Raw genomic sequence first — 17,767 nt, 5'->3', positions numbered from 1 at the left:
CCTGCACACCTCCATCAAGAGCGACACGATGACCTCGACGACCGACACGCGCAGCGATGACCTGAGTGCCCTGGCCTGGGTCCACGAGGAGCTGCGCCGGTCGCTGGACGCGGCGCACAAGTCGCTGCGCCGCTTCGTCAAGGAGACCGACGCGCTCGCCAGCTCCGACCTCGACGCGGTCGACCCGGCGGTGCTGCGCCATGCGCGCTCGCAGATCCACCAGGGCGTCGGCGCGCTCGAGCTCGTCGGCCAGCCGGCCGCGGCCCTGGTGCTGCGCGCCAGCGAGGCGCTGGTGCAGCGCTTCGTCGCCAAGCCGCACAAGCTCAGCGCGGTCGTCGTCGACGACATCGAACGCGCGTCGTTCGCGCTGCTCGATTACCTGAGCCGGCTGCTGGCCGGCAAGCCGGTCTCGACGCTGTCGCTGTTCCCGCAGTACCGTGCGGTCCAGGAGGCCGCCGGTGCCGACCGCGTGCACCCGGCCGACCTGTGGTCGGTCGACTGGCAATGGCGCGACCTGCCCGACGACCCGTCGATCGTCGCGCTGCCGCACGACGCGGCCACGCAGGCCCTGATCGAAGCGCAGCTGCTGCCCCTGATGCGCGCCACCGACCCGGCGCCGAATGCTGCCCGCATGAGCGAGATCAGTGCCGGCCTGGGCGCCGGCGCGACGCATAGCCACATCGCGACGCTGTGGAAACTGGCCGCGGCCGTGTTCGAGGCGCAGGCCCACGGGCTGCTCGGCTTCGACGTGTTCAGCAAGCGGGTCGCCTCCCGGCTGCTCGCGCAGTTCCGCATCATCGCGCGCGGCGATGGCGAGGTGTCCGAGCGCCTGGCGCAGGACCTGCTCTTCTTCTGCGCCCAGAGCGCGTCGCCCGGCGACGGCCGCCACGCACCGCGCCTGGCCGCCGTGCGCCTGGCCTACGGTCTGGTCCATCACGTGCCGACCGATTACGCGCTGAGCGTGCTCGGCCGCTTCGACCCGGCCGTGCTCGCGCAGGCCAAGAAGCGCGTCGTCGCGGCGAAGGACGCCTGGTCCGGCGTCGCCGGCGGCGAGATGCACCGCATGACCGGGCTGTCCGAGCAGTTCGCGCTGGTCGGCGAGTCGCTGAAGCGGCTCTTCCCGCTCGGCGACCTCTTCGCGGCCGAACTCCAGCATGCGGTTGCGCAGACCCAGCAGAGCAACGGCCCGCCCGCGGCCCCGCTGGCGATGGAGGTCGCGACCAGCCTGCTGTACGTGGAGGCGGCGCTCGACGATGTCGACTTCGACCACCCCGAGCAGGCGCAGCGCGTGCAGCGCCTCGCGGACCGCCTCGCCGCCGTGCGCCAAGGCCAGGCGCCCGAGCCGCTCGAAGGCTGGATGGAGGAGCTGTACCGCCGCGTCTCCGACCGCCAGACCATGGGCAGCGTGGTGCAGGAGCTGCGCGCCAGCCTGTCCGAGGCGGAGAAGGCGATCGACCAGTACTTCCGCGCGCCCGACCAGCGCCAGGTGCTGATCCCGGTGCCGAACCAGCTTGCCGCGATGCGCGGCGTGCTGTCGGTGCTCGGCATGGACCACGCGTCGGCTGCGCTGCTGCGCATGCGCGACGAGATCGACACGCTGGCCTCGAGCGAGGCCACCGCCGACCCCGCCGCGCAGACGGCGCTGTTCGATCGCCTGGCCGGCAACCTCGGTGCGCTCGGCTTCCTGATCGACATGCTCAGCGTGCAGCCGCAGATGGCGAAGTCGCTGTTCCGCTACGACGCGCAGACCGACGTGCTCGGCCCGGTGATGGGCCGCGACGCCGAGGTGCACGCGCCGGCCGCCGCGCGCGGCCCGCAGTCGGCGCCGCCGGTCGAACAGCGGCTGATCGAGCAGGCGCAATTGCTGGCGTTCAGCTCGGTCCGCCAGGACGTGCCGCTCGAAGAGGTCACGCGCGATCTCGAGCGCCTCTCGCACGAGGCGAATGCGGCCGACCAGCCGGCGCTCGCGGCCACCGTGGCCAGGGCCCAGCAGGCGTTCGAGCGCAGCGACGACCCGGCCGGCGTGGCGGCCGCGCGCGACGAGCTGTCGGAGGCGCTGGTCGACTTCGTCGCGACCGCGTCCGACCCGGTCGGGCTCGCGCCCGAGGTGGCGGCCGACCGCGGCCGCGTCAGCGAGCCGATGCGACTCGACTTCGGCCTGTCCACCGGCAGCGCCCAGCTGGCGCAGGACAACGAGATGCGCGAGGTCTTCCTCGAGGAGGCCAATGAGGTGTTGACCGCGGCCCGCGAGGCCAGCGCCGGCCTCGTCGAGGCGCCGGAAGACCTGGGTCTGAGCACGACCCTGCGCCGCGCCTTCCACACCCTCAAGGGCAGCTCGCGCATGGTCGGGCTGAAGGACTTCGGCGAGGCGGCCTGGGCCTGCGAACAGGTCTACAACGCCCACCTGGCCAGCCAGGCGGCCGCCCCGTCGCCGCTGCTCGCGTTCACCGACTGGAGCCTCGACTATCTCGCCGGCTGGATCGACGACATCACCCAGGGCCGCAGCGGCCTGCACCACAGCGCCGCGGTGATCGAGTCGGCCCGGCTGCTGAACGAGGCGCCGCCGGACGTGCTCGAATCGCAGTCCCTGCACGCGCCGCTCGACCTGCTCGACGGCCTGCCGAGCGCGGCCGACCTCGACTTGTCCCCGCCCCCGGCGCCGGCACCGGCACCGGACCTGTCGATGCCCGACCTGAGCTTCGAACTGGATCTGGGCGCGTTCGAGACCGCGCCACCCGCCGTGCCGGCCGTGCCACCGGCCGACCCCGAGCCGAGCCGTTCGGCGCCGCTCGACCTGACCGCCGACGCGTTGCACCACCCGTTCGACGCCGAGCCGACCGAGCCGCTGCCGCTGCCCGAGACCGTCGAAGCCACCGACGAATTCGCGCCCGAGCTGATGGACCTGGAGCTCGACTTCGGGCCGCTCGAGACGCCGCCGCTCGTGGAGCCGTTGACCCGCTCCGGCGTCGACCTCGACCTCGCGCTCGACGCGCCGGCCCCTGCGCCGGAACCGGAGCCGGAGCCGGCCGCCCTGGCAGCGGCGCCCGAACCCGAGCCCTCCGTTCGCGCCGACCTGGAGGACGAGCAGGTCAAGGTCGTCGGCCCGCTGCGCATCGGCATCCCGCTGTTCAACATCTACCTGAACGAAGCCGACGAACTCTCGCGCCGGCTCGGCACGGAGCTGGCCGAATGGGCGATGGAACTGCACCGCCCGATCGGCGAGACGCCGGTGGCGCTCGCCCATTCGCTGGCCGGCAGCTCGGCGACGGTCGGCTTCACCGACCTGTCCCAGCTCGCGCGCTCGCTGGAGCATGCGCAGGCCCGCTCGCACGCGATCGGCCACGGCACGCCCGAAGAGGCGCGGCTGTTCGTCGACGTGTCCGACGAGATCCGTCGCCTGCTGCACCAGTTCGCCGCCGGCTTCCTGAAGGAGCCGTCGCCCGAGCTCGTGGCACGGCTCGCGGCCCATGAGCTGAGTTCGGCACGCCGCCTGGAGGAATCGGCCGCCGCGGCCGAGGCGCAGGTCGAAGACGACAGCGTGCCCGCCGAGCCGCCCGCGCCGGTGGCCCACGCCGCGCCGGCCGAACCGGCCGATCCTGCCAACGCGCCGACCTCCGATTCGGTGTTCGGGCGGTTCGAGACCTTCGGCGTCGCCGAGCTCAAGCCGCTGGGCGAGCTGCCGACCGAGGCGCCGCACCGCGCGTCGATGAGCGCGCTGGTCGACAGCGACGACACGATCGACGCGGTGGATGCGATCGACGACGAGCTGTTCCCGATCTTCGCGGAAGAGGCCGAGGAACTGCTGCCGCAGCTGGCGAGCCGGCTGCGCGACTGGACCCGCAAGCCCGCCGACCTGGCCCACCCCGCCGCATGCATGCGCACGCTGCACACGCTGAAGGGTGGGGCGCGCCTGGCCGGCGCGATGCGCCTGGGCGAGATGGCGCACCACCTGGAGACGCGCATCGAGCGCGTGCTCGCGCAGCCCGCGGTGCAGCTCGAGGACGTCGAATCGCTGCAGGCCTACGGCGACACGCTCGCCCAGACCTTCGACGCGCTGCGCGCCGGCGGGGCCGCGCCCGAGGGGATCGAGCGCGCGGCGGATGTCGCGCCGCCGCCTGCGGAAGCGCCGGTCTCGGAACTCGCGGTGCTGCTCGAAGTGGCGCCGCCGCCGACCTACGAATCGGGTTGGGCCCCGTTGCCCGTCGCCGCGCCGAGCTCGGCCTTCGGCCCGCTGTCGGAGATCGACGTCGCCGGCAGCGGCTTCGACGAACCGGTGCCGTTGCCGCCTGCCGAGCCGTTGCCGCTGGCGCAGGAGCTGGCGCAGGCCGAGGCGAGCGCACTCGAGGAACCGCGCGCGGTCGAGCCCGAGGCCGACGTGCAGGCGTCGGAACCGGCCGCCGTCGACACCGCGCCGCGGGGCGCTCCGGTGCCGTTGGCCGAGATCGACTGGTCGCGTTTCCCGCTGACCGAGCCGGCGCAGCGCCAGGCGCCCGAGCGGGCGCTGATCGCGCAGTCGGCGGTCCGGGTGCGCGCGCCGCTGCTCGACCGGCTGGTGAACCAGGCCGGCGAGGTCAGCATCACGCGCTCGCGGATCGAGACCGGGGTGGCGCAGATCAAGACCTCGCTGGCCGACCTGACCGAGAACCTGGAACGCCTGCGCGCGCAGTTGCGCGACATCGAGTTCCACGGCGAAGTGCAGATGAGCTCGCGGCTCGAGGCCGCGAAGGCGGCGGCACAGTCGTTCGATCCGCTCGAGTTCGACCGTTTCACCCGCTTCCAGGAGCTGACGCGGATGATGGCCGAATCGGTCAACGACGTCGCGACGGTCCAGCGCACCCTGCAGCGCTCGCTCGAGGTGACGGAGGACGAGCTGGTCGCCCAGGCCCGCATGACGCGCGAGCTGCAGGACGACCTGCTGCGCACCCGCATGGTCGAGTTCGAGGGTCTGTCGGACCGTCTGTACCGCGTCGTGCGCCAGGCCGCGAAGGAGACCGGCAAGTCGGTGCGGCTGGACATCGTCGGCGGCCGCGTCGAGGTCGACCGCGGCGTGCTCGACCGCATGACCGGGTCGTTCGAGCACCTGCTGCGCAACAGCGTCGGCCACGGCATCGAGACGCCCGAGGTGCGCAAGGCGGCTGGCAAGGACCCGAGCGGCACGATCATCGTCGCGCTCTCGCAGGAGGGCAACGAAGTCGGGGTCGAGTTCCGCGACGACGGCGCGGGCCTGCACCTGCCGCGCATTCGCGAGAAGGGGCGCGCGCTCGGCCTGCTCGATCCGAACGCCGAACCGACTGACGCCGAGCTGGCCAACCTGATCTTCGCGCCGGGCTTCTCGACCGCCGACACGGTGACCGAGCTGTCGGGCCGCGGCGTCGGCATGGACGTGGTGCGTGCCGAGGTCAACGCGATGGGCGGCCGGATCGAGACCGCGACCGCGGCCGGCCAGGGCACCTCGTTCAAGATGATCCTGCCGCTGACGACGGCCGTCACGCAGGTCGTGATGCTGCGCTGCGGCGACACCCACGTCGCGGTGCCGTCGACGCTGGTCGAACTGGTGCGCCGCGCAACGCCGGCCGAGGTCGACGCCGCCTATGCCAGCGGCTCGTTCGCGACCGCGGAGCGGCCGCTGCCGTTCTTCTGGCTCGGCGCGCTGCTGCAGATCAGCGCGCGTCCGGGCGACAGCGAAGCGCGCACCCGTCCGGTCGTGATCATCCGCAGCGCCCAGCAGCGCATCGCGCTGCACGTCGACGAAGTGCTGGGCAACCAGGAAGTCGTGGTCAAGAACCTGGGGCCGCAGCTGTCGCGGCTGCCGGGCCTGGCTGGCATCACGCTGCTGGCGTCGGGCGCGGTCGCGCTGATCTACAACCCGGTCGCGCTGGCCACGCTGTATGGCGAGGTCGCCCGCGAGGCGACGCGCGCCGCGATGCAGGCGCCGCAGCCGCACGACGCCGTGCCCGCGGCCGACGCGCCAGCCGCCGTGGCCGAGGCGCCGCTGGTGATGGTGGTGGACGATTCGCTGACCGTGCGCCGCGTGACGCAGCGCCTGCTGCTGCGCGAGGGTTATCGCGTCGTGCTCGCCAAGGACGGGCTGGACGCGCTCGAACGCCTGGCCGAGAACGTGCCGCAGATCGTGCTGTCGGACATCGAGATGCCGCGCATGGACGGCTTCGACCTGGTGCGCAACATGCGGGCCGATGCCCGTCTGCGTGACCTGCCGGTGATCATGATCACCTCGCGGATCGCGCAGAAACATCGCGATTACGCGGCCGAGTTGGGCGTCGACCACTACCTCGGCAAGCCGTATTCGGAAGAAGACCTGCTGGCGTTGATCGCGCGCTACACACGCAATCGCGTCGCGGCACCGGTTTGAAGGTGGCCCGTCGAGGCGATAGCAGAACTATCGTCCGGCACCAATCTATTCGCGCCACTCGTCCGAACGTCGATCAACGAAACCGCTTCGTGAACTCGCGGATGACCCCGATGATGCGGGCGCTGCCCAGCGGCTTGATCGGATAGCGCGGGTTCAGCGGCTTCAGGAAGTATTCGCCGCCATCGCGCACCAGTTGCTTGAACGTGGTCTGGTTCTCCGTGTTGAGCGCGATCACGTAATCGCCGGCCTGGGCCGTCATTTCGGGCTCGACAATCACGATCGAGCCGTCCGGGAACGAATCGCCCGAGTGGCTGGCCATGCTGTCGCCGTGGACCCGCAATGCGTAGGTGTGGCGCTTCACCGGCACGGACACCGGCACGGTGTCGTAGTAGGGGGTCAGCTTGAAGTTGTCGATGACCGTGTAGTTGCCGGCTTCGACTTCGGACACGAGCGGCACCTCGCCACGGACCGCGAAGGTCTGGCCGACGTTCGAGCCGCCCGAGACGAGTTCGGCGATCGACACGCCCAACAGTTCGGCCACGCGCGGCTGGTTGGTCCGCTTCGGCGCGGTGCCGCCGGACTTCTCCCACTGCTGCACGGCGCCACGCGTGACGCCGACCGCATCGGCGAATTGTTGTTCGCTCAAGCCCAGGCGCTGCCGGCCTTCGCGGATAAGTCGATGGATGCTCACTGCCGGCGAGCCTACGGTGCCCGACAGATAGAAAAATACTCGTCGCTAGCGATTCTTGCCAGTGCTTCTGCCGTTCCCCCTGATGCCTTCAGGGGTCGGTCAGCGCTCGGTCTTCACGATGCCATACCGCCCGAGCGTCTGCGCGCGGGCCTTCTCGTGGTCGACCACCGGCAGCGGGTAGTCGCGGCCGAGCGAGATCCCCGCGGCTTGCAGATCGGCCGGGCGCGCGAGCCAGGGCGCATGGATCAGCGCGTCGGGCAGCGCCGCCAGTTGCGGCAGGTAGCGGCGGATGAACTGGCCGCGCGGATCGAATCGCTTGCTCTGCGTGATCGGGTTGAAGATGCGGAAGTAGGGTTGCGCGTCGCATCCGGTCGACGCCGCCCATTGCCAGCCGCCATTGTTGGCCGCCAGGTCGAAGTCGTTCAGCTTCAGCGCGAAATAGGCCTCGCCGCGGCGCCAGTCCAGGCCCAAATCCTTGCTCAGGAAGCTCGCGACGATCATGCGCAACCGGTTGTGCATGTAGCCGGTGCGGTTGATCTGCGCCATCGCGGCGTCGACCAGCGGGTAGCCGGTGCGGCCCTCGCACCAGGCGGCGAAGAGCGCGTCGGCCTCCGGTCCATCGGCCCAGCGGATGCGTTCGTACTCGGGCTTGAAGCTGGCGCCGACGACGCGCGGGTGGTGGTGCAGGATCTGGTGGTAGAAGTCGCGCCAGATCAGCTCGGACAGCCAGATCGCGGCGCCGCCGGCCGGCTGCTGCTCGATGCGCGCGCAGGCCGCCGCGGCCAGTTCGCGGATGGACACGGTGCCGAAGCGCAGGTGCACGGACAGGTAGCTCGGTCCCTTGACGGCCGGGAAGTCGCGCGCCTCGCCGTAGTCGTCGATGCGGGTCAGGAAGTCGGCGAGCAATGCGCGGCCCCCCGCCGTGCCGGTCGGAATCGCCAGATCGTGCAGGTTGGTGTGCGCGAAGCCGAGCGTCTCGAGCGACGGCAGCGCCGTCGACACCCCGCGCGGTGGTGCGGCGAGCCGCGCGGCGTGGCGCTCGACCGGGTAGGACTTGACGAAGAACGGCTCGAGCCGCTTCAGCCACGCGTTCTTGTACGGCGTGAACACGGTGTACGGCGAGCCGGACTGCGTCAAGACCTCGCTGCGTTCGAATACGACGTGATCCTTGCCGGTGTGCAGCGCGACGCCGGCCTTAACCAGCGCGGCCTTGACCGCCGCGTCGCGCCGCAGCGCGTCGGGCTCGTCGTCGTGGTTGGCGTAGACCGCCTGCACGCCGAGCTCGCCGGCCAGCCGCACGACTTCGGCGAGCGCCGGCCCCTGGCGCACCAGCAGGCGCCCGCCGAGCGCGCCCAGGGACTCGTCGAGCGCGACGACGCTGTCGTGGATGAACTCGACCCGGCGGTCGGCGCGCGGCAGCGGGTCGAGGATCGCGGTGTCGAAGACGAACAGGCACCACACCTGCTCGGCCTCGCGCAGCGCGTGGTACAGCGCGGCGTGGTCGTGGGCGCGCAGGTCGCGCCGGAACCAGACCAGGGCTCGCTTCAAGGGGCTTGGCATCGCGCGAGTCTGCCTGAAGGGCCGGGCGGTCTAAAATTCGCCCATGGCACGCGCACCGGTCGACTTCACCAACCAGTTCCTGATCGCGATGCCCGCACACGAGGGCACGTTCGCCGGCACGGTGATCTACATGTGCGAGCACACCGAGAAAGGTGCGCTCGGGCTGGTGATCAACAAGCCGATCGACATCAAGCTCAAGAATTTGTTCGAGAAGGTCGACCTCTCGCTCGACCGCGAGGACCTGGCCGAGGTGCCGGTCTACTTCGGCGGCCCGGTGCAGACCGAGCGCGGCTTCGTGCTGCACGAGCGGCTGGGCGGCAGCGAGGGCGAGGGTGGCCACTACAACTCGTCGCTGCAGATCGCCGGCGGCCTCGAGATGACGACCAGCAAGGACGTGCTGGAGGCGCTTTCCAACGGCGCGGGCCCGAAGAAGATCCTGGTGACGCTCGGCTACAGCGGCTGGGGCGCCGGGCAGCTCGAGGACGAGATGAGCCGCAACAGCTGGATCAACGTCGGCGCCGAGCCGGCCATCATCTTCGACACGCCGGTCGAGCAGCGCTACGACAAGGCGCTGTCGCTGCTGGGCATCGACGCGAACATGCTGAGCGGGGAGGCGGGGCACGCGTGATGGGCTCGGCGAGCACGATGCCACCCGCCACGCCCGTCCTTTCCTATCTCGCTTTCGATTTCGGCACCCGGCGTGTCGGCGTCGCCACCGGCAACACCCTGACCCGCAGCGCGCAGCCGCTGCGCACGATCGCGGCCGAGGGCGATGCGCGCTTCGCGGCGATCGGGCGCTTGATCGACGAGTGGCAGCCCAGTGCGCTGGTGGTCGGCGTGCCGTTCCACCCCGACGGCGCGCCGCACGACAATACCGGGCGCGCGCGGCGCTTCGCCCGCCAGCTGCACGGTCGCTTCAAGCTGCCGGTGCACGAGGTGGACGAGCGCTACACCACGACCGAGGCCGCCAGCGACGGCGCGCGCGACCTCGACGCGGCCTCCGCCGCGATCATCCTGAACCAGTTCCTGAGTGCCTTGCCATGAGCAGCCTGAACCTCGATGCCGAAGCGCTGTACGCCGACCTGCTGGCCGGCGTGCGCCCGCTGTTGCAGCCCGACACCCTGCTGGTCGGCATCTGGTCCGGCGGTGCCTGGCTGGCCGAGCGGCTGCAGCGGGACCTGGACCGCCCCGGCGAGCACGGCGTGATCTCCAGCGCGCTGCACCGCGACGATTTCGGCTCGCGCGGCCTGACCGCCGGCGCCGACCACACCAAGCTGCCGTTCGACGTGAACGGGAAGCCGATCCTGCTGGTCGACGACGTGCTCTACACCGGCCGGACGATCCGCGCGGTCATCAACGAGCTGTACGACTTCGGCCGGCCGGCGAGCGTGACCCTGGCGGTGCTGGTCGACCGCGGCGGACGCGAGCTGCCGATCGCCGCGGCGGTGTCGGCAGCGCGCATCACGCTGCCGAAGGGCCACAAGCTGTCGCTCACGAAGGACGAGGCCGGCCGCTTCAGCTTCGACATCAAGGAAGGCCTGTGATGCTCAGTCGACGCAACCCGCAACTCAACGCGCACGGCGAGCTGATCCACCTGCTCTCGATCGAGGGCCTGCCGCGGCCGGTGCTGCACCACATCCTGGACACCGCCGGTACGTTCCTGAGCGTCAACGACCGCGAGGTAAAGAAGGTGCCGCTGCTGCGCGGCAAGAGCGTGTTCAACCTGTTCTTCGAGAACAGCACGCGCACCCGCACCACCTTCGAGATCGCGGCCAAGCGCCTCAGCGCCGACGTGATCAACCTCGACATCGCGCGCTCCAGCGCCGCCAAGGGCGAGAGCCTGCTCGACACGATCGCCAACCTGTCTGCGATGCACGCCGACATGTTCGTCGTGCGCCACAGCGAGAGCGGGGCGCCGTACCTGATCGCCCAGCACTGCGCCCCGCACGTGCACGTCGTCAATGCCGGCGACGGCCGGCATCAGCACCCGACGCAGGGGCTGCTCGACATGTACACGATCCGCCACTACAAGCACGACTTCACCCAGCTCACCGTGGCGATCGTCGGCGACATCGTGCACTCGCGCGTCGCCCGCTCCGACATCCACGCGCTGACCACGCTCGGCGTGCCCGAGATCCGCGCGGTCGGCCCGAAGACGCTGGTGCCGGGCGACCTGAAGGAGATGGGCGTGCGCGTCTGCCACGACATGGCCGAGGGCATCCGCGGTGCCGACGTGATCATCATGCTGCGCCTGCAGAACGAACGCATGAGCGGCGCGATGCTGCCCAGCGCCGCCGAGTTCTTCAAGAGCTACGGCCTGACCCCGGCGCGCCTGGCGCTCGCCAAGCCGGACGCCATCGTGATGCACCCCGGGCCGATCAATCGCGGCGTCGAGATCGATTCCGATGTCGCCGACGGCGTGCAGAGCGTGATCCTGCCGCAGGTGACCTTCGGCATTGCGGTGCGGATGGCGGTCATGTCGATCATTGCCGGAAACAACGCATGAAGATCCTCGTGAAAGGCGGTCGCCTCGTCGACCCGGCATCCGGCCACGATGCGGTCGGCGACCTTGCGATCGCGGCCGGGCGCATCGTCGCGTTCGGCAGCGTCAGCAGCGAGTTCGAACCGGACCGCACGATCGACGCGACCGGTCTGATGGTCGCGCCCGGCCTCGTCGACCTGGCCGCGCGGCTGCGCGAGCCGGGCCACGAGCACGAGGGCATGCTCGAGTCGGAGATGGCTGCGGCGGTCGCCGGCGGCGTCACCAGCCTGGTCTGCCCGCCGGACACCCAGCCGGTGCTCGACGAGCCGGGTCTGGTGCAGATGCTCAAGTTCCGCGCGCACAACCTGAACCTGGCGCACCTGTACCCGCTTGGCGCCCTGACCCGCGGGTTGAAGGGCGAGGTGCTGACCGCGATGGCCGAGCTGACCGACGCCGGCTGCGTCGGCTTCTCGCAGGCCGAGGTCGGCCTGCGCGACACACTGGTGCTGCACCGTGCGCTGCAATACGCGGCGACCTTCGGCTACACGACCTGGCTGCGGCCGAACGACGCGTGGCTGGGCAACGGCGTCGCGGCCAAGGGCGCGCTGGCCACCCGCATGGGCCTGGCCGGCGTCCCGGTGATCGCCGAGACGATCGCGCTGGCGACGATCTTCGAGCTGGTGCGCGACACCGGTGCGCGCGTCCACCTGTGCCGCCTGTCCAGCGCCGCCGGCATCGAGCTGGTGCGCCGTGCCAAGGCCGAGGGCCTGCCGGTGACCTGCGACGTGAGCATCAACTCGCTGCACCTGACCGACCTCGACATCGGCTACTTCGACGCCGCGATGCGCCTGACGCCGCCGCTGCGCCAGCAGCGCGACCGCACGGCGCTCCGCGCGGCGCTGGCCGACGGCACGATCGACGCGCTGGTGAGCGACCACACCCCCGTCGACGCCGACATGAAGAACCTGCCCTTCGCGGAGGCCGAACCGGGCGCGACAGGCCTCGAATTGCTGCTGGCGCTCGCGCTCAAGTGGGGCGAGGATGACGGCGTACCGCTGCTGCGCACGCTCGCGGCGGTGACCGCGGCGCCGGTCGCCGTGATCGGTGATGCGCTGGGCTCGCTGGCTGCGAGCGCGGGTCGACTGGTCGAAGGCGGCGTCGCCGACGTCTGCATCTTCGGGTTCGACCCGCGTTGGCAGGTCACGCCCGGAACGCTGCGGAGCCAGGGCAAGCACACGCCGTTCGCGGGCTACGAGCTGCCGGGGCGCGTGCGTTTCACGCTGGTCGCCGGCAACCTGGCCTACGACGCGACGACCGAATGACCGTCGGCCTGCGCGCGGCCTGGCGGCTGCTGCGTTGCGTGCTGCACGCGCTGCACGGCCTGGGTGTCGTGGTGGTGCGTTTCGGCACGCTCGATGCCGGGCAGCGCCACGACCGCATCCGCTGGTGGTCGGCCAAGATGCTGCGTGTGATGGGCATCGGCCTGCAGGTCGAGGGCGTGGCACGGCCGGGCGGCGCGCTGCTGGTGGCCAACCATGTGTCCTGGCTCGACATCACCGCGCTGCACGCCGTGGTGCCGCAAGCGCGCTTCGTCTCGAAGGCGGACATCCAGTCCTGGCCGCTGCTGTCGCGCCTGGCCGATGCGGCCGATACGCTGTACCTCCAGCGCGAGCGCAAGCGCGATGCGCTGCGGGTCGTGCACCTGGTGGCTCAGGCGCTGAGCGAGCGGCAGACGGTCGCGGTCTTCCCCGAAGGCACGACCTCGGACGGCCGCAGCCTGCTGCCGTTCCACGCCAACATCCTGCAGGCGGCGATCTCGACCGACACGCCGGTGCAGCCGGTCGCGCTGCGCTTCTCGGACGCGTGCTCGCGGATCAGCCCCGCGGTCGAGTTCGTCGGTGCGACGACGCTGGTCGAGAGCCTGTGGCGTGTGGCCTGCGCCGACGGGCTGATCGCGCATGTCACGCTGCTGCCGGCGCGGGCGTGCACGCACGCGGACCGCCGGGCCCTCGCGCAGACGCTGCGCGACGACATCGAGACGAGGCTTCAGGGCGCCGACTGAACCGTCGTCAGCCCTTGCCCTGGTTCGCGACCGCCGCCGCGGCCTTGGCGGCGGCTTCCGCGTCGCCGAGGTAGTAGCTCTTGATCGGCTTCAGATCCGCATCGAGCTCGTAGACGAGCGGGATGCCGTTCGGGATGTTCAGGCCGACGATGTCGGCGTCGGAAATGCCATCGAGGTATTTCACCAGCGCGCGGATGCTGTTGCCGTGCGCGGCGATCACGATGCGCTGGTTGGCGCGCAGGCCCGGCGCGATCGTGTCGTTCCAGAACGGCAGCACGCGGGCCACCGTGTCCTTCAGGCATTCGGTCAGCGGCACCTGGCCCTTGGCCAGGCCGGCGTAGCGCAGGTCGCTGACTTCGCTGCGCGGATCGCTGGCCTCGAGCGCGGGCGGCGGCGTGTCGTAGCTGCGGCGCCAGATGAGCACCTGGTCGTCGCCGAACTTCTTTGCGGTCTCGGCCTTGTTCAGGCCCTGCAACGCGCCGTAGTGGCGCTCGTTCAGGCGCCAGTCGTTGCGCACCGGCAGCCAGGTGCGGTCCATCTGGTCGAGCGTGTGCCACAGCGTCCAGATCGCGCGCTTGAGCACCGAGGTGTAGGCGATGTCGAACTCGTAGCCCTCGGCCTTGAGCAGGCGGCCGGCCTGCTGGGCCTGTTGCACGCCCAGCGGCGTCAGGTCCACATCGGTCCAGCCGGTGAAGCGGTTCTCGAGGTTCCAGGTCGATTCGCCGTGGCGGATCAGGACGAGCTTGTGCATGGTGTGAGGGGATAGTGGCGTGGGCCGGGGCAGGGAGCGAGCGAATTCTATAATCGCGGTCTTTCCTCGAGACATTGGCTGCCCCGTGAAGTTCTTCATCGACAACTGGTTCCTGTTCCTCGCGGCCGCCGTGTCCGGCGGCCTGCTGGTCTGGCCGATGTTCGGCAAAGGGGCGACCAGTGGCGGCAAGGTGTCGACCGCCGATGCGGTGAACCTGATCAACCGCGAGAAGGCGGTGCTGATCGACGTGAGCGAGCCGGCCGAGTATGCCGCCGGCCACCCCATGGGCGCGAAGAGCGTGCCGCTGGCCCAGATCGAGACCTCGAACGCGTTGCCGAAGAACAAGGCGCTGCCCTTGGTGGTCGTCTGCACCACCGGCGCGCGCGCGCCCAAGGCCGTCGCCGCGCTGAAGAGGCTCGGCTTCGAGAACACCCGCGCGCTGGCCGGCGGCCTGGAAGCCTGGCGCGCCGCCAATTTGCCGGTCGAGAAGTCGGCCGCCTGACCAGGAAGAGCGATGCAACCCGTCAAGATGTATTCCACCCAGGTGTGCCCGTACTGCCAGCACGCCAAGGCCCTGTTGAAGCAGCGCGGCGTCGACGCGATCGACGACATCCGCGTCGACCTCGATCCGGCGCAGCGCGCGACGATGATGCAGTTGACCGGTGGGCGCCGCACGGTGCCGCAGATCTTCATCGGCGACACCTACGTCGGCGGCTGCGACGACCTGGTCGAGCTCGATCGCCGCGGCGGTCTCGTGCCCTTGCTCACGGGCACGGGCGGCTGACATCCGGCGGCGTCACCGCCCGCGGTGATAATCCCGCCGCACTTCGCCCGCCGCGGCCCGCGGCCGGGCCCACATCACCAAACCCGAGACTCCCATGGCTGACGACAACAACCCCGTGTTCCAGATCCAGCGCATCTACCTGAAGGATCTGTCGCTCGAGCAACCGAATTCGCCGCAGATCCTGCTCGAGCAGGGCCAGCCGCAGGTCGAGATCAACCTCGCGCTCGGCGCGGGCCCGATCGGCGACAGCGTCTACGAGGTGACGGTCACCGCGACCGTCACGACCAAGGTCAACGACAAGGTGCTGTTCCTGGTCGAGGCCAAGCAGGGCGGCATCTTCGAGATCCGCAATATCCCGGAAGACCAGCTGCAGCCGATCATCGGCATCGCCTGCCCGGGCATCATCTACCCGTACCTGCGCGCGATCGTGTCGGACGTCTGCACCCGCGCCGGCTTCCCGCCGGTGCTGCTGTCGGAAGTCAACTTCCAGGCAATGTTCGAAGCGCAGCAGGCGCAGGCCGCCGGCCAGAACGGCGCCGCCTCGAACGGCTCCGGCATCATCACCTCGGCCAACTGATCGTCGCCGCGACCCCGGCACGATGAACCTCACGGTCCTCGGTGCCGGCGCGTGGGGCACCGCGCTCGCAGTGAACGCGGCGGCGCGGCACCCCGTGCGGCTGTGGGCGCGCGATGCGGCTCAGGCGGCGCAAATGAGCGCGTCGCGCCGCAACGCGCACTATCTGCCGGGCGTGACGCTGCCCGACGGGCTCCAGGTCGACACCGATTTCGACGCCGCGCTCGCACACGCCCGTGACGGGCTCGTGATCATCGCCACGCCGATGGCCGGACTGGCCGAGATGCTCGGGCGCATCGGCACCCGCGCCGGCGGTGTGCTGTGGCTGTGCAAGGGCTTCGAACCGCACAGCGGGCTGCTCGGCCACGAGATCGCCCAGGCGGTGGCCGCGCAAGCGCGCGTCGGCGTGCTGTCGGGCCCGAGCTTCGCGATCGAAGTCGCGCGCGGCCAGCCGACCGCGCTTGTCGCGGCCAGCACCGATGCGAGCTTGTGCGACGAGGCCATCGACGCGCTGCACAGCGACAACCTGCGCATCTACACCTCCGACGATCCGGTCGGCGTCGAGGTCGGCGGCGCGGTCAAGAACGTGCTCGCGATCGCGACCGGCATCGCCGACGGCATGCAGCTCGGCCTGAACGCCCGCGCTGCGCTGATCACGCGCGGCCTGGCCGAGATGACGCGCCTGGGAGTCGCGCTCGGTGCGCGCGCCGAGACGTTCATGGGCCTGTCGGGACTGGGCGATCTGGTCTTGACCGCCACCGGCGACCTGTCCCGCAACCGCACTGTCGGACGACTGCTCGCCGAGGGGCGGCCGCTGGCCCGCATCCTCACCGAACTCGGCCACGTGGCGGAGGGTGTCTCGACCGCGCCGATGGTGCTGCAGCGCGCGGCTGCGGTGGGCGTCGAGATGCCGATCGTCGAGGCCGTCGTCGCGGTCCTCGACGGCCGCCTCACGCCGGCGCGCGCGCTCGAACTGCTGATGGGCCGCGGTGCGCGGCCCGAGACCTGATTCTTCCGGAGACCTCACGCATGCAACGTCGTCAAGTTCTGCAGACTTCGCTGGCCGGTGCCGCCGCCGTGCTCGCGCCCTCGGCCTTCGCGCAGGCCTGGCCGAGTCGCCCGATCCGCCTGATCGTGCCGTTCCCGCCCGGCAGTTCGCCCGACGTGATCGCCCGCGTGGTCGCGGAGCCGCTGGCGCAGGCGCTCGGCCAGCCGGTCGTGATCGACAACAAGCCCGGCGCGGGCGGGGAGATCGGCACCGCGCTGGCGGCGCGCGCCGAGCCGGACGGCTACACCTTCCTGTTCACGATCCAGGGCCCGCTGGTCACGGCGCCGATGCTGAAAAAGTCGCTGTCGTACGACCCGGTCAAGGACCTCGCGCCGGTCACGCTGGTCGCGACCTCGCCGAACGTGCTGGTCGTCGACCCGAAGCTCGGCGCCAGCACGCTGGCCGATTTCGTGCGGATCGCGAAGGAGAAGAAGGGCCAGCTGAACTACGGCAGCGTCGGCGTCGGCAGCGCCTCGCACCTGGCGATGGAGCTGTTCAAGGTGCGCGCCGGCATCGACCTGGTCCATGTGCCGTACCAGGGCTTCCCGCAGATCGTCTCGGCCATCCTGGCGGGCGAGGTGCAGGCCGGCTTCATGGTGCCGGGCATCGCGATCGGCCAGATCCGCGCCGGCAAACTCAAGGCGCTGGGCGTCACGACCCTGGGCCGCTCGGGCTCGCTGCCGGCCTATCCCAGCTTCGTCGAGCAGGGCTACGCCGATTTCGAGGCGATCTCGTGGCAGGCCGTGCTCGCGCCGGCCGGCACGCCCAAGCCGGTGGTCGAGCGCGTCGCGCGCGAGCTGATCCGCATCATCAAGAGCGACGAGGTCCGCGGGCGGATGCTGGGCCAGTATTTCAGCGCGGCCGGCACGGCGCCGGAGGCACTGGCCGGGTTGATGAAGACCGAGCGCGAGCGCTGGGCCCGGGTCATCAAGGCGGCCGGCGTCCAGGCCGAATAATCAACCGCCGCCGGCGTAGCCGTTCTGCCGCCAGGCCTCGAACACGGCGACCGCGACCGCGTTGCTGAGGTTCAGGCTGCGTTGACCGGCGCGCATCGGCAGGCGCACCCGCTGGGGCGTCCCGAAGCGCTCGCGAACGTCGACCGGCAGGCCCGCGGTCTCCGAGCCGAACACGAGCCAGTCGTTCGGCTGCCAGACCACGTCGGCGAAAGGTCGGCTGCCACGCGTCGTGAACGCGAACAGGCGCGACGGGTCGGGCCGGGCCTCGTCGATGAATGCGACCCACGAGGCATGGCGACGCACCGGCGCGTACTCGTGGTAGTCCAGCCCCGCGCGCCGCAGCAGCCGGTCGTCCATCGAGAAGCCGAGCGGCTCGATCAGATGCAACGCGCACCCGGTGTTGGCGGCCAGGCGGATCAAGTTGCCGGTGTTCGGCGGGATCTCGGGGTGCACGAGCACGATGTTGAACATGGGGCCGGATTGTCCATG

16 protein-coding genes are annotated in these 17,767 nt (G+C 70.8%); 12 read left to right on the top strand and 4 right to left on the bottom strand.

Going from position 1 to position 17,767, the window contains the following annotated elements:
* Positions 1–28: 28 nt before the first annotated feature.
* On the top strand, positions 29–6,370 hold the full coding sequence (locus ASC76_RS09970) for an Hpt domain-containing protein (protein ID WP_056465140.1): 6,342 nt from the start codon (positions 29–31) through the stop codon (positions 6,368–6,370).
* Between the two features lie 73 nt (positions 6,371–6,443).
* Here ASC76_RS09970 and ASC76_RS24415 read toward each other — a convergent pair whose 3' ends face one another.
* Both ASC76_RS24415 and ASC76_RS09960 read right to left on the bottom strand, forming a co-directional pair.
* Entirely contained in the window at positions 6,444–7,061 is a 618-nt protein-coding gene (locus ASC76_RS24415) for a LexA family transcriptional regulator (RefSeq protein WP_082548965.1), read from the bottom strand.
* A 99-nt stretch (positions 7,062–7,160) separates the two neighbouring features.
* Positions 7,161–8,621, bottom strand: coding sequence for a deoxyribodipyrimidine photo-lyase (locus ASC76_RS09960; protein WP_056465139.1), 1,461 nt, complete (start codon positions 8,619–8,621; stop codon positions 7,161–7,163).
* Positions 8,622–8,664: 43 nt separating this feature from the next.
* On the opposite strand from ASC76_RS09960, the gene ASC76_RS09955 reads away from it, so the two are divergent.
* The 6 genes from ASC76_RS09955 to ASC76_RS09930 are packed head-to-tail and all read left to right on the top strand — an operon-like array spanning position 8,665 to position 13,165.
* A complete protein-coding gene (locus ASC76_RS09955; RefSeq protein ID WP_056465138.1) occupies positions 8,665–9,249 on the top strand; it encodes a YqgE/AlgH family protein in 585 nt (194 codons plus the stop codon).
* Between the two features lie 17 nt (positions 9,250–9,266).
* On the top strand, positions 9,267–9,665 hold the full coding sequence (gene ruvX / locus ASC76_RS09950; RefSeq protein WP_082549170.1) for a Holliday junction resolvase RuvX: 399 nt from the start codon (positions 9,267–9,269) through the stop codon (positions 9,663–9,665).
* Positions 9,662–10,165: a bifunctional pyr operon transcriptional regulator/uracil phosphoribosyltransferase PyrR gene (gene pyrR, locus ASC76_RS09945; RefSeq protein ID WP_056465137.1), complete on the top strand. Its 504-nt coding sequence runs from the start codon at positions 9,662–9,664 to the stop codon at positions 10,163–10,165. The genes ruvX and pyrR overlap by 4 nt, the downstream gene beginning before the upstream one ends.
* Positions 10,165–11,127 carry an aspartate carbamoyltransferase catalytic subunit gene (locus ASC76_RS09940; RefSeq protein ID WP_056465136.1) on the top strand — a complete coding sequence of 321 codons (963 nt, stop codon included), beginning with the start codon at positions 10,165–10,167 and terminating at the stop codon, positions 11,125–11,127. The genes pyrR and ASC76_RS09940 overlap by 1 nt, the downstream gene beginning before the upstream one ends.
* Positions 11,124–12,425 carry a dihydroorotase gene (locus ASC76_RS09935; protein ID WP_056465135.1) on the top strand — a complete coding sequence of 434 codons (1,302 nt, stop codon included), beginning with the start codon at positions 11,124–11,126 and terminating at the stop codon, positions 12,423–12,425. The genes ASC76_RS09940 and ASC76_RS09935 overlap by 4 nt, the downstream gene beginning before the upstream one ends.
* A complete protein-coding gene (locus tag ASC76_RS09930) occupies positions 12,422–13,165 on the top strand; it encodes a 1-acyl-sn-glycerol-3-phosphate acyltransferase (RefSeq protein WP_056465134.1) in 744 nt (247 codons plus the stop codon). The genes ASC76_RS09935 and ASC76_RS09930 overlap by 4 nt, the downstream gene beginning before the upstream one ends.
* 7 nt (positions 13,166–13,172) lie before the next feature.
* On the opposite strand, the gene gpmA is transcribed toward ASC76_RS09930, so the two are convergent.
* A complete protein-coding gene (gpmA, locus tag ASC76_RS09925; protein WP_056465133.1) occupies positions 13,173–13,916 on the bottom strand; it encodes a 2,3-diphosphoglycerate-dependent phosphoglycerate mutase in 744 nt (247 codons plus the stop codon).
* Positions 13,917–14,001: 85 nt separating this feature from the next.
* Between gpmA and ASC76_RS09920 the strand changes: the two genes are divergently transcribed.
* From ASC76_RS09920 to ASC76_RS09900, 5 genes are all read left to right on the top strand, one after another.
* Positions 14,002–14,418, top strand: a complete 417-nt coding sequence (locus tag ASC76_RS09920; RefSeq protein ID WP_056465132.1) for a rhodanese-like domain-containing protein — start codon at positions 14,002–14,004, stop codon at positions 14,416–14,418.
* A 12-nt stretch (positions 14,419–14,430) separates the two neighbouring features.
* On the top strand, positions 14,431–14,700 hold the full coding sequence (gene grxC, locus ASC76_RS09915) for a glutaredoxin 3 (protein WP_056465131.1): 270 nt from the start codon (positions 14,431–14,433) through the stop codon (positions 14,698–14,700).
* Positions 14,701–14,794: 94 nt separating this feature from the next.
* The gene (secB, locus tag ASC76_RS09910) at positions 14,795–15,277 is read left to right on the top strand and encodes a protein-export chaperone SecB (protein WP_056465130.1); all 483 of its coding nucleotides are present in this window, start codon (positions 14,795–14,797) and stop codon (positions 15,275–15,277) included.
* A 22-nt stretch (positions 15,278–15,299) separates the two neighbouring features.
* Complete coding sequence (locus ASC76_RS09905; protein ID WP_056465129.1) at positions 15,300–16,283, top strand: NAD(P)H-dependent glycerol-3-phosphate dehydrogenase; 984 nt, start codon at positions 15,300–15,302, stop codon at positions 16,281–16,283.
* Between the two features lie 20 nt (positions 16,284–16,303).
* Positions 16,304–17,278, top strand: coding sequence for a tripartite tricarboxylate transporter substrate binding protein (locus tag ASC76_RS09900; protein ID WP_056465128.1), 975 nt, complete (start codon positions 16,304–16,306; stop codon positions 17,276–17,278).
* On the opposite strand, the gene trmL is transcribed toward ASC76_RS09900, so the two are convergent.
* Positions 17,279–17,749 carry a tRNA (uridine(34)/cytosine(34)/5-carboxymethylaminomethyluridine(34)-2'-O)-methyltransferase TrmL gene (gene trmL / locus ASC76_RS09895; RefSeq protein ID WP_056465127.1) on the bottom strand — a complete coding sequence of 157 codons (471 nt, stop codon included), beginning with the start codon at positions 17,747–17,749 and terminating at the stop codon, positions 17,279–17,281. It abuts the gene before it with no gap.
* Positions 17,750–17,767: the final 18 nt, after the last annotated feature.

The organism is Rhizobacter sp. Root404 (assembly GCF_001425865.1).
Classification (GTDB): domain Bacteria; phylum Pseudomonadota; class Gammaproteobacteria; order Burkholderiales; family Burkholderiaceae_C; genus LMDS01.
Note: the sequence above shows the minus strand (reverse complement) of the source record. Positions and strands in the feature narration are given on the sequence as shown.